This window comes from Falsochrobactrum shanghaiense (genome assembly GCF_003149535.1).
GTDB lineage: Bacteria > Pseudomonadota > Alphaproteobacteria > Rhizobiales > Rhizobiaceae > Brucella > Brucella shanghaiense.
On the sequence record NZ_QGDB01000002.1, the window covers coordinates 467,016 to 479,131 of the forward strand.

Consider the following 12,116-nt stretch of genomic DNA (forward strand, 5'->3'; position numbering starts at 1 on the left):
TATGCGGTGTTTTTAATAGAGCGTTTTATGCTCGAAATCCAGATCAGATCCGGTCGAGCAGCTTGCGTTCCTGCAGGTTTCGAATCAGCGCACGAATGCCGAATGTCCATTCCGGGCACTTGTCGGTGCGATCAACCCGGTTGATGAGACTTCCCAGCTTGGGCGTCGAAATCTCCACAAGGTCGCCAATTTCATGGGTGAAGCCCTGACCCGCGCCGCGGCGGTCCTTTACCGGGGCGAACATGGTCCCAAGGAAAAGAACGGCGCCGTCTGGATATTGATGATTGCGGTTCATCATCTGCCCGGCAAGATCTTCCGGGTCGCGGCTGATTGCCTCCATCGGGCTTTCACCCGTCATTTCGAAGCCATCCTCGCCATGAACCTTGAGCGAGAGCTTGAGCTTGCGCAGCACGTCCATGGTGAAATCGCCATCGAACAGGCGAATGAAAGGACCAATGGCGCAGGAGGCGTTATTGTCCTTGGCTTTACCAAGCAGCAATGCGGAACGGCCTTCGACATCGCGCAGATTGACATCATTGCCCAATGTGGCGCCTACAATGCGGCCATCGGATGCAATCGCGAGAACCACTTCCGGTTCAGGATTGTTCCATTCGGAAATCGGCAGGATACCGACGGTCGCGCCGCAACCGACAGCGGACATGGGCTGGGATTTGGTGAAGATTTCCGCGTCAGGCCCGATGCCGACTTCCAGATATTGTGACCAAAGCCCCATTTCCTGCAAAAGCGCCTTCACCTGAGCCGCCTTTTCAGAGCCTGCTTCCACGCCGCGCAGATTATCGCCAATGACCGGTGCAAGCCGTTCGCGAATTTCGCGCGCGCGGGTAGGGTCGCCCTTGGCCTGCTCCTCGATGACGCGCTCAAGCATGCTATCGGCGAAAGTCACGCCCGCGGCCTTGATTGCCTGAAAATCGATCGGGGCGAGCAATTCGCCTTTCTCGCCTGACAGAAAATCATCCAGCGCGCCAAGGGCAGTGAAACGGCCTGCATCTTTCAGTTCATTCACGAGCGTCTTGCGTTCCAGCAAACCCGAGACGGTTGCGGAAAGGCTGGAAAGGTCGTGTACCTGCCCATTCGAGACGAGGACAGGGCAGGGACCATTTTCGGCTTTGGACCAGACGCGTCCGATCAGCAGCGCCGAAGAACTGTCTTCAGGCAGGATCAGGGTCGAGTTCAAAACAGCTTTGTCTAGCACGGATATATCTCCCGGTTTCATGATTGGTTGGAGGTGTCTTTATGGGTGACAGGGGGAGGCAAGCCCGTCCATCATGGCCGGGCTTCGATCTCATCTTCGATATGGGCCTTGATGATTTCATCGAAGGATGTTTCCGCCGTAAAGCCGAGCGCACGGGCGCGATCTGCTTCGAAACCGGCTGCCCATCCGGCAACGATGCGCATGATCGCTTCGTCCGGCTCATGGCGGATGAGCTTGACCGCCTTTTCACCGGCAACCCGGCGCAAGGCTTCGATTTGTTCGCCGACTGTGGCACTTAGGCCCGGCATGGAAAGATTGCGGCGGGGACCGATCTTTTCGCTGTCAATAGTGGCGGCATGAATGAGAAATCCGACCGCCGATCTTGGCGAGGTGTGCCAGTGCCGGACATTTTCGGGCACGGGCAGCACAGCCTCCTGACCCACCAGCGGTTCGCGCAATATATTGGAAAAGAAGCCCGACGCCGCCTTGTTCGGCTTGCCGGGACGAATACAGATTGTGGGCAAGCGAATGCCAATGCCGTCAAAAAATCCCCGGCGTGTATAATCGGACAAAAGAAGTTCGCCGATGGCTTTCTGCGCGCCATAGCTGGTCAGCGGCGTCGTGTGAAAATCGTCCGGAATGGATTGGGGAAGCGGTGTGCCGAACACTGCAATCGATGAGGTGAAGACCACGCGCGGTCTGTAGCCGTCTTTCTGGTGGGCGTGGCGGATGGCATCGAACAGATAGCGCGTGCCGTCAAGATTGATGCGATAACCCTTGTCGAAATCCAGTTCCGCCTCACCGGAGACGATTGCCGCGAGATGGAAAATGACCTCAGGCCGCGCGGCAATGATTTTTTCGGCAGTTTCGGGTCTGGAAATATCGGCTGCCAGCGAAACAACATCGCCGGTGAAGCCTGCGGGCGCTTCGGCAGCTGTCACATCAACGAGTATCATCTTTTCAACCGGACGATCGCCAAGCGCGCCCTGTGCGGCAATGCGTTGAGCAAGCTTGCGCCCGATCATTCCCGCCGCGCCAATTATTGCAATATGCATATCCGACAGCCTCCTCACACCGTCCGATCCGCTTTCGGGATCTCCCATGAAAGCCCTGCACGCCAAAGGAGGGAGCTCAATCCTTCGTCATTGCGAAAGAACAAACCACCTTTGTCTTTGCGCACTTGTAATGTTGTCTGATAACTTGATATCGAGCTCTTGGGAACCGTTTTCTGCTCCAGGGCGACAGGTGAAATAGGAAAAAGCACAAAATGTCACTCAAGGCGAAAAGGCGGGATGCGGGACAGGCAGGAATATTTGGCGAGATCAGGCGCGGCGAGCAGCTTCCCGCTCGCATCGCGACGCAGATCATGCGGCAGATAGATGAAGGTCATTGGGCACCCGGAGATAAATTGCCGACCGAGCATAGTCTGGCGCAAGGTTTCGGCGTCAGCCGCTCGGTCATCCGCGAAGCCATTGCGCAATTGCGCAATGAAGGGCTGATTGAAACGCGACAGGGCGTCGGGGCTTTTGTCATGGAGCCGGAGCGGCGGCAGGCCATCCGGATTGAGCCGGAAATGCTGGCTGACCGCGACAATTTCCGCAGCCTGTTTCAATTGCGCATGGCGCTTGAAATTGAAGCAGCCGGACTTGCTGCGGTGCATCATGATGCAGATGATTTGCACAGGCTTGATACAGCACTTGCACAGATGAGCGGCGCGCAGAAATGGACGGATGAAGGCATTTCCGCTGATCTGGCCTTTCATCGCGCTATCGCCGCCGCGACCCATAATGAATATTTTCCACATGTCCTGGGCTTCATTGCCGAGCGTATCAATCAGGCGATCAGGGCTGCACGCGCCCGCGCGGTGCTAAAGGACATCGTCGAGCTTACCATTGGCGAACACGAGCAAATCCGCGATGCCATCGCCATGCGCGATCCTCTGCACGCGCGCACCGTCATGCGTCGGCATATTGTCGGGGCTGCAGGGCGCGTCAATCTCCAGCTTGAAACATTTTGATGCCGCCCTTTGGAATTCGGACTTGTTAATGATCGGGTTTTGCCTATTGATGCCGCGACAAGATTTGAGCATGTGAGGGCATGATGCTGCGTATTATAGTCATGGGCGTTTCTGGTTCGGGAAAATCGACCATAGGCGAGAAGCTGGCGGACGCCCTTGATCTGCCTTTTCTGGAAGGCGATTCACTGCACCCCAAAGCAAATATCGAGAAGATGTCCTCGGGCATTCCCTTGCAGGACGAAGATCGCTGGCCGTGGCTGGATGAGATCGGTGCTCGCCTCGCGGGGGCAAAAGACGGCATTGTCATTTCGTGTTCGGCGCTTAGAAAAACCTATCGCGATCGCTTGCGCACGGCTTGCGACGGGCCGCTCCTGTTTGTCTTTCTCGATGGCAGCTTCGAAGTGCTGCATGAGCATATGGGCCATCGTAGCGGCCATTTCATGCCTGTTGCCATGCTGGAAAGCCAGCTTGCGACATTGGAGAGCCCTGTCGGTGAACCGCTTGTTTTCCGCGCCGATATTGCCGATCCGGTCGAAGATATTGTTGTCCGCAGTCTTGACTGGATTCGTTCGGGCCAGCGATAGGAACTTATTGCAGCGGCCAGAAGAAGATGAGTGTCGGTACGCTGACCAGCGCGATGAGAACTGAAAGCGGGAATCCAAGCCGCGGATAATCGGCGAACTTATACCCGCCCGGCCCCATGACCAATGTATTGCACTGATGGCCGATAGGGGTGAGGAAATCACACCCCGCGCCGATGGCGACCGCCATCAAGAACGCCTCCGGCCGAAAGCCAAGCCCGGTCGCAAAGCTTGTTGCAATCGGCGCCATGACCAGCACGGTTGCCGCATTATTGAGGAAGGGCGTGACGATCATCGCAGCTATGAGGATAAGCGCCAGAGCGCCTGCGGGCGGCAGTTGAGTGCCGATCCCGGCAAGCCCTTCTGCGATCAGATCCGTGCCGCCCGTGACGCGTAAAGCGTCGGAGACGGGAATAAGGGCGGCGAGCATCACCAGAATGGGGCCGTCGATTTCATCATAGACTTCGTTAAGGGGAATAACCCTGAACAGGAGCATCGCGACGGCGGCAGCGAAAAAGGCGATGGCAACGGGAAGAATGCTGAAAGCAGTGGCAATAACGGCTGCAATGAGTATCGCCAATGGAATCAGGCCGCGCCTGACACTGCCCAGCATCAGCTTGCGGCGGGCAAGCGGCAACAGTTCGAATTCGGGGAGAAAGGTCGAAAGCTTGGCCTGCCGCCCTTGCAGAACGACCACATCGCCAAAACGCAGGGTCACTTCGCTGGGCCGTTCGGTGATGCGTTCTCCGGGGCGGCTGACCGCAAGAAGGTTGACGTCATAGCGGGCATAAAGCTCAAGTTTTTGCGCAGTCAGCCCGATGAGCCGCGAGTTTTTCCCAATGACCGATTCCACGACCTCAATGTCGGTCGACCCGCTCGTATCCGAAGGATTGCGGTTTTCGTTCAGGGTCAGCTTGCCCGAATTGATAACGAGATCGAGCGCCTTGGGATCGCCTTCGAGCAGCACCACATCGCCTTCCGCAAGAACGGTGTCGGGAAGCGGCGTCATGCGCTGTTTCTTGCGGATGATCGCCATCACCATCGCTTCGCCCTCAGAAGGCTTGATGAGATCGGTGACGCGCTTGCCAACGACTGGCGAACCCTTGGGAATGCGGGCTTCCGAAGCGTAATTCTTGATCTTGATCGCTTCATTGAGCGAGACGTTGCCCCGGCTTCGCTGCGGCACGAGCCAATAGAACCCGGTCAGATAGATCAGGCCCACCACCGCCAGCACGGCGCCAACCGGGGTGAAGTCGAACATGGTGAAAGGTTCGCCGACCAGCTCTCCGCGAATGCGGGATACCACGATATTGGGCGAGGTGCCGACCTGCGTCATCAATCCGCCCAGAAGCGCTCCGAATGCCATGGGCATAAGGAATGTCGAAGGGGAAACATTGGACCGGCGCGCAAACTGAAAGGCGACCGGGATCATGATCGCCAGTGCGCCGACGTTTTTCACGAAAGCGGAAAGAATGGTGACGATGGCGACGAGCACCGCCAGTTGCAGCCGGAGACTGTTGATGTCGGGCAGAAACCGCTGCACCGCTTCCTGCATCAGACCGGAGCGGGCAACGCCTGCACTGACCACCAAAGCGCTGCCGACGATGATGACAATATCGTCGCTAAAGCCGGTGAAAGCCTGATCATAAGGCACGACGCCAACGGCAACCGCAAGAAGAAGGGCGCAGAGTGCGACCACGTCGTAGCGAAACCGCCCCCAGATAAATGCCCCCATCATGAGAATGATGACTGCAAAGGACAATATCTGCTGATGGGTCATGAAACGCGGAATCCCCAGTCTGGAAATATGGAGAGAAACTGTTCCGCATTGTGTAGCGCATAAGCATGAGGCATAAAACAACTATTCAAGCGCATATGCATATGTCGCATGGAGAAAAAAGCGGGACCGCTCCTGAGCGCTCCCGTTACGGATTTTCGACAGTCAGGCGCTGACACGCTTCCCATTTGCATCGAATATATGAATGTTGCGCGCCGATGCGCCGATTCTGACCACTTCATCCACATTATGGCCTGCGCGGCCCGCAACCCGGAAGATCAGCGGCTTGCCATCAGGCAGCGTGCTGTGAATATAGCTTTCGGCCCCGATAAGTTCGATGGCGTCGATGCGGGCCTGGGCATTGAAGCCGTCTTCGGCAGCATCGCCTTCTTCCAGAATGCGAATATCCTCCGGGCGTATGCCCAGGCTGAACTTATCCCCGGAGGGCAGGGTGACGGCACGGCCCGGTTGCCATGCTGCGGACTGACCGCCTTCGAACAGGTTCATGGATGGCGAGCCGATGAATGTCGCGACGAAAGTCGTTGCCGGTTTTTCATAAAGTTCAATCGGCGTGCCGACCTGCTCGATATGGCCTGCATTCAGCACCACCAGCCGGTCGGCCATGGTCATGGCTTCCATCTGGTCATGGGTGACATAGACGCTCGTCGTCCCCAGCGAGCGTTGCAGGCGCTTGATTTCCACCCGCATCTGCACGCGCAATTTGGCGTCGAGATTGGAAAGGGGTTCATCGAAAAGAAAAGCAGCCGGTTCGCGTACGATAGCACGCCCCATCGCGACACGCTGGCGTTGCCCGCCGGACAATTGCCGTGGCTTGCGTTCAAGAAACGGCTCTATTTCCAGCGCTTTTGCGGCTTTTGTTATGCGGCGTTCGATCTCGTCTTTCGCTGTCTTACGGTTTTTCAGCCCATAGGCGAGGTTGTCGCGCACCGACATATGCGGATAAAGCGCATAATTCTGGAAGACCATGGCGATGTCGCGATGGGCCGGTTCCACATCGTTTACCACGCGTTCGCCGATGGCAATGGTGCCTGCGCTGATGCCTTCAAGCCCCGCGATCATGCGAAGAAGCGTCGATTTTCCGCAGCCGGACGGACCGACCAGAACGACGAATTCCCCATCCTGGATTTCCAGCGAAACGCCTTTAATGACGTCGACATTGCCGCCATAGCTCTTGCGGACATTATCAAGAACGATCTTGCTCATTATTTTTCCGTTTCAACGAGACCTTTGACGAACCAGCGCTGCATCAGCACCACGACGAGGATTGGCGGCAAAATGGCCAGAATAGCCGTCACCATCACATAATTCCACGGCGTGGAGGCATCGGCGAAATCCACCATACGGCGCAGGCCGATGATGATGGTATTCATCTGTGCGTCATTGGTGACGAGCAGCGGCCAGAGATATTGGGTCCATCCATAAATGAAGAGAATGACGAAAAGGGCAGCGATATTCGTCTTCGAAAGCGGCAGCAGAATATCGCGCATGAAGCGAAGCGGACCGGCATTGTCCATGCGTGCGGCTTCGACCAGTTCGCCCGGAATGGTCAGGAAAAACTGCCGAAACAGGAAAGTCGCCGTGGCAGACGCGATAAGCGGCAGCGTAAGCCCGGCATAGGTATCGATCATGCCAAGATCGACGATGACCTTGTAGGTCGGCAATATGCGCACTTCCACCGGAAGCATGAGTGTGACGAAGATCATCCAGAAGAAGAACATGCGGAAGGGAAAGCGAAAGAACACGATCGCGAAGGCCGACATGAAGGAAATGATGATCTTGCCGATAGCGATCACCATGGCGACGACGAATGAATTCCAAAGCAACCGTTCGAGGCTCACCCCGACGGTGCGCTCGACACCGCCAAAAATCGCCTCCTTATAATTTTCGATCATGTGACTGCCGGGCAGCAGCGAAATTGGCGGGCGAATGATTTCGCCAGAGGTCATGGTCGAAGCGACATAGGTGTAATAAATCGGGAAGGCGACGATGATGATCCCGATGACGAGGATCAGATGCGCCAGCAAGTTTGAGATCGGGCGTTTTTCAATCATCTTCGCCTCATCACGAATAATGCACCCGCTTCTCGATGAAGCGGAACTGGAAGGCGGTCAGGGCGATCACGATAATCATCAGGATAACCGACTGGGCGGAAGAGGAGCCAAGGTTGAGATTGACGAACCCGTCATTATAAACCTTGTAGACCAGCGTTTCGGTCGCCTTGGCCGGACCGCCGCCGGTGACGGCATGAATGATGCCGAACGTATCGAAGAAGGCATAGACCGTATTGACCACGAGCAGGAAGAATGTGGTGGGCGCAAGCAGCGGAAACATGATGGTCCAGAATCGGCGCGCGCCGCGCGCACCGTCAATGGCAGCGGCTTCGATCAATGATTTGGGAATAGCCTGCAAGCCTGCGACAAAGAACAGGAAATTATAGGAAATCTGTTTCCATGCAGCGGCAACGACCACCAGCCCCATGGCCTGATTGCCATCAAGCAGTGGATCCCACGCAAAACCATTGCGGCGCAGGATATAGGCCAGCGTTCCCATTGCCGGATTGAACATGAAGAGCCACAGCATGCCTGCAACCGCCGGCGCGACGGCATAGGGCCAGATGAGCAATGTACGATAGAATGTCTTGCCGCGTATGACCCGGTCGGCGGAGGTCGCAAGTAATAATGCGACGCCCATCGCCAGCAATGCAGTCAGCACATTGAAGACAATCGTTATCTTGACGGAATGCAGATAATTAGGGTCGCTCAATATGGTTGTGAAGTTGGACAGCCCGACAAAGGTTGATCTTAGTCCGAAGGCGTCTTCGCGTAAAAACGACTGATAGATTGCCTGACTAGCCGGCCAGAAAAAGAAAACCACCGTCAGGATGATTTGTGGCGCAAGCAGGAAATAGGGCAATATCTTATTTGGAAATATGACTTTCTGCACGGATGGCTTCCTCGCGGACAACAAAGCCGCCTGATTTTGGCATCAGGCGGCATGTTTTAATTCATTCCGTTATTGAGCGGCTGCGATAGCTTCATTGGCGCGCTTGACGCCATTCTCAAGCGCGGTTTTCGCATCCTGCTTGCCGCCGAGCATGGCCTCGAATTCTTCATTGAGAATGTCGCGAACCTGCGGCAGGTTGACGAGGCGTACGCCCTTGGAGTTCTCGGTCGGCGCCTTGCCCATCATCTGAAGGATCGGCGTTTCACGGCCCGGATTCTTCTCATAGAAATCCGACTTCTTCGTTTCCTCATAGGCCGCCATCGTTACCGGCAGATAACCTGATTTTTCGTGCAACTTGACCTGAATCTTGGTCTGGGAAAGGAAGTTGAAGAACTCGGCGACGCCTTTGTACTGATCGTCGCTCAGACCTGCGAATACCCATAGGCTGGCGCCACCCGGAATCGTGTTCTGCGGACCATGACCTTCATAATAGGGCAGTTGGCCGATGCCGTAATTAATGCCGGATTTCACCACATCGCCAAGGCCGCCGGACGATTCGGTCAGCATGGCGCATTCGCCGGAGGTAAAGAGCTGCTTGGCCTCGGAAGTGCGCCCGCCATAACGGAAGGTGTCATCCTTGGCGAGATCGGCGATCGCCTGAAAATGCTCGATATAAAGCGGCGAGTTGATTTCAAGCTTTACGTCCGTGCCACCAAGCCCGTTTTCATTGGTGCCATAGGGAACATTGTTCCAGGCCGCAAAATTTTCGGTCTGGATCCAGGTCAGCCAGGTCGAGGTAAAGCCACATTGCGAAGCGCCGCTGGCCTTGATTTTCTTTGCAGCCTCAAACACTTCCGGCCAGGTCTTTGGCGGCGTGTTTTCATCGAGGCCAGCCTTCTTGAAGGCGTCCTTGTTGTAATAAAGGATCGGCGAAGAGGAATTGTAGGGGAAGGACAGCATGGTGCCGTCGGGCTTTGAATAATATGCCACGATACCGGGCAGATATTGCGACTTGTCGAACTTGTAGCCGCCCTTTTCGAGCACTTCGGCTGCGGGAACGACCGCGCCTTCCGCCGCCATCATCACGCCGCTGCCTGCATCGAACACCTGAATGATTGCAGGCGGCTGCTTGGAACGGAATGCGGCAATACCGGCATTCAGCGTTTCGGGATAGCTGCCCTTGTAAACCGGTACGATCTTGTATTCGCTCTGGCTTTCATTGAACTCGTTGGTGAGTTCATTGATCATTTCATTGTTGGCGCCGGTCATGCCGTGCCACCATGCCAGTTCCGTCTGGGCGAAAGCCTGCGAACCGATGGTGAGGGCCAGTGCGCCGGTAAGCGCTGAAGTCGTAATCAGACGGGTAAGCATGTTTCCTCCTCGAAGATGAGATTGCCTGAACATCAAGGACGATATGCATTGTCCCTGCGGTCCGGGCATCGGCATTTTATTATTGCACTATATGAATGCAATTTTTGACGAAGGATCAACCTTCAATTTCTTCAATGGCAGAATAAATGCGAAAACGGTAGCGGTTAAAATGAAAAAAAACGAAAAAGAATCGATAATAATGAAGGATTATGTGGATAGATTTGAATTATGTGGCTGATCTGGCGGCTACACGATTAAAGACAATGTTGACCGATAAGTGCGTCTTCACTGATATATCGCATAAATCCCGACGGGCCTGTTTTGTTTCATCCCTTTGAAACCGAACAGGATTGCCCGATGAAAAATAATCATGCGGGGAGGAAAATGAGCGCAGACGATCACAGGAAAAGCAGGGTTACGCTGCTGGATGTCGCACGCCATGCAAATGTTTCGCGCGCGACGGTTTCTCTCGTTGTGCGCAAAAGCCCGCTCGTGAGCGAGGCAACGCGCGCAAAGGTCGAGCGGGTTCTTCACGAACTGGGCTATATCTACAATATGGGCGCGGCCAGCCTGCGCGCCGAACGTTCCAATACGGTCGGGGTGATCGTCCCCACGCTTGGCAATCCTTTTTATGGTGAGCTTCTGTCAGGCATAGACAGCGTGGTCGGCGAAACGGGGATGGCGGTGATTCTCGCCAATAGCGGCGAGCAGTTCTCGCGCCAGAGCCTGTTGCTGCAACGGATGCGCGAGCATGGGGTGGACGGCATCATCGCGTCCTTGACTGCGGAAACGCAGGCCGAATGCATCGAGCAGATTTCCGATTGGGGATTGCCGGTTGTGCAGGTCCTGCGTCAGGTAACGGACCGGCTGGATTATGCCGGCGTGGATTATGCCGGAGGCATGCAGCAGGCGGTCGATTACCTCGCCTCGCTGGGCCACCGGGAGATTGCCTTTGCCGTGCATGGACCCGTTCATTCCGCGTATCGCGAGCGCATCGAGGGGTTCCGGGGCGCGATGCTGGAGCGCGGCCTCGATCCTGATCTGATCGTGCGGGTTCCGATGGCAATGCCCGACATCGCCAGTGCGGTGCCGCTTTTATTCGAACGGAAGACACCCACTGCCACAATCTGCTTCAACGATGTGATCGCCCTGGGACTTGCCGCAGGGCTTTACGACAGTGGCCGCGTGATCGGGCAGGATTTCTCGCTGGTCGGTTTCGACGACGTTTCGGACGCTGAGGCCACGCGGCCCAGACTGACATCCGTTTCGAGCAGACCCACCACGGTCGGGCAGAATGCGGCGCGTCTTTTATTGCAGCGCATCGCGAAACCCCATCGCGCCCCGCAACAAATTGTCAGCAAGACTTATCTGAAAATTCGGCAGTCCTGTGGACCTGTTGATGCTTTTACTATCTAATTCAGAAATCGCCTATTGCGTATTGACTGACCGCCCTGAGCGTTTTAGATCGATCTAAATTCGATCCTTGAAGGGATTGGCCAGATCCATGCTAGGAGTCACAACACTTGTATAATTTCAATTTTGCACCAGTGTTTGCATCAATGGACAAGTTGCTGGTCGGTGCGTGGCAGACGATCCAGCTATCCTGTGTCGCGATGCTGGTTGGCCTGATCGTCTCGATCGTTTGTGCCTGGGGCAAGACATCCGGTCCGAAGCCGCTGCGCTGGGTCATCGATGCTTATGTCGAGATCATTCGCAACACACCCTTTCTGGTGCAGATTTTCTTCATCTTTTTCGGCCTGCCTTCGCTCGGCCTGCGGCTTTCGCCCAACAGCGCGGCATTGCTGGCCCTGGTCATCAACTTTGGCGCTTACGGCACGGAAATCATCCGCGCCGGTATCGAATCCATTCATCGGGGGCAGATGGAGGCGGGGACGGCGCTCGGCCTTTCGAAATTGCAGGTTTTCCGCTATATCGTGATGAAGCCTGCGCTGCGCACGGTCTATCCGTCGCTGACCAGCCAGTTCATCTACCTGATGCTGACATCGAGCGTGGTTTCGGTGATTTCCGCCAATGAGCTTGCTTCCGCAGGCAATGATCTGCAATCAGCCACCTTCGCCAGTTTCGAAGTCTATATCGTCATCACGCTTCTTTACCTCGTCATGTCCATCGGCTTTTCAGCGATTTTCGCGATCATCGAAAAGATGGCATTCAAATATCCCCTGAGCCGATAGG

General features: G+C 55.7%; 11 protein-coding genes. 4 read left to right on the forward strand and 7 right to left on the reverse strand.

What is annotated here, in order from left to right:
* Positions 1 to 43: 43 nt before the first annotated feature.
* Entirely contained in the window at positions 44 to 1,213 is a 1,170-nt protein-coding gene (locus DKP76_RS06045) for a fumarylacetoacetate hydrolase family protein (RefSeq protein ID WP_245410154.1), read from the reverse strand.
* A gap of 71 nt (positions 1,214 to 1,284) precedes the next feature.
* Complete coding sequence (denD, locus tag DKP76_RS06050) at positions 1,285 to 2,268, reverse strand: D-erythronate dehydrogenase (protein ID WP_109705543.1); 984 nt, start codon at positions 2,266 to 2,268, stop codon at positions 1,285 to 1,287.
* 212 nt (positions 2,269 to 2,480) lie between these two features.
* On the opposite strand from denD, the gene DKP76_RS06055 reads away from it, so the two are divergent.
* Together DKP76_RS06055 and DKP76_RS06060 are read left to right on the forward strand one after the other, a co-directional pair.
* Positions 2,481 to 3,230: a FadR/GntR family transcriptional regulator gene (locus tag DKP76_RS06055; protein WP_199224757.1), complete on the forward strand. Its 750-nt coding sequence runs from the start codon at positions 2,481 to 2,483 to the stop codon at positions 3,228 to 3,230.
* A gap of 83 nt (positions 3,231 to 3,313) precedes the next feature.
* A complete protein-coding gene (locus DKP76_RS06060) occupies positions 3,314 to 3,814 on the forward strand; it encodes a gluconokinase (RefSeq protein WP_109705863.1) in 501 nt (166 codons plus the stop codon).
* Between the two features lie 4 nt (positions 3,815 to 3,818).
* Here the strand turns inward: DKP76_RS06060 and DKP76_RS06065 are convergent, their stop codons facing one another.
* The 5 genes from DKP76_RS06065 to ugpB form a co-directional block, all read right to left on the reverse strand.
* Complete coding sequence (locus tag DKP76_RS06065; RefSeq protein ID WP_109705544.1) at positions 3,819 to 5,591, reverse strand: SLC13 family permease; 1,773 nt, start codon at positions 5,589 to 5,591, stop codon at positions 3,819 to 3,821.
* 162 nt (positions 5,592 to 5,753) lie between these two features.
* Positions 5,754 to 6,812, reverse strand: a complete 1,059-nt coding sequence (locus tag DKP76_RS06070; RefSeq protein WP_109705545.1) for a sn-glycerol-3-phosphate import ATP-binding protein UgpC — start codon at positions 6,810 to 6,812, stop codon at positions 5,754 to 5,756.
* Entirely contained in the window at positions 6,812 to 7,660 is an 849-nt protein-coding gene (gene ugpE / locus DKP76_RS06075) for a sn-glycerol-3-phosphate ABC transporter permease UgpE (RefSeq protein ID WP_109705546.1), read from the reverse strand. The genes DKP76_RS06070 and ugpE overlap by 1 nt, the downstream gene beginning before the upstream one ends.
* Positions 7,661 to 7,670: 10 nt before the next feature.
* Positions 7,671 to 8,552, reverse strand: coding sequence for a sn-glycerol-3-phosphate ABC transporter permease UgpA (ugpA, locus tag DKP76_RS06080; protein ID WP_109705547.1), 882 nt, complete (start codon positions 8,550 to 8,552; stop codon positions 7,671 to 7,673).
* A 69-nt stretch (positions 8,553 to 8,621) separates the two neighbouring features.
* Positions 8,622 to 9,923: a sn-glycerol-3-phosphate ABC transporter substrate-binding protein UgpB gene (gene ugpB / locus DKP76_RS06085; protein WP_199224758.1), complete on the reverse strand. Its 1,302-nt coding sequence runs from the start codon at positions 9,921 to 9,923 to the stop codon at positions 8,622 to 8,624.
* Between the two features lie 384 nt (positions 9,924 to 10,307).
* Between ugpB and DKP76_RS06090 the strand changes: the two genes are divergently transcribed.
* Positions 10,308 to 11,339 (forward strand): LacI family DNA-binding transcriptional regulator, encoded by a 1,032-nt coding sequence (locus DKP76_RS06090; protein WP_109705548.1) that lies wholly within the window; start codon positions 10,308 to 10,310, stop codon positions 11,337 to 11,339.
* A 107-nt stretch (positions 11,340 to 11,446) separates the two neighbouring features.
* Complete coding sequence (locus tag DKP76_RS06095) at positions 11,447 to 12,115, forward strand: amino acid ABC transporter permease (RefSeq protein ID WP_109705549.1); 669 nt, start codon at positions 11,447 to 11,449, stop codon at positions 12,113 to 12,115.
* The last annotated feature ends 1 nt before the right edge of the window (position 12,116 follow it).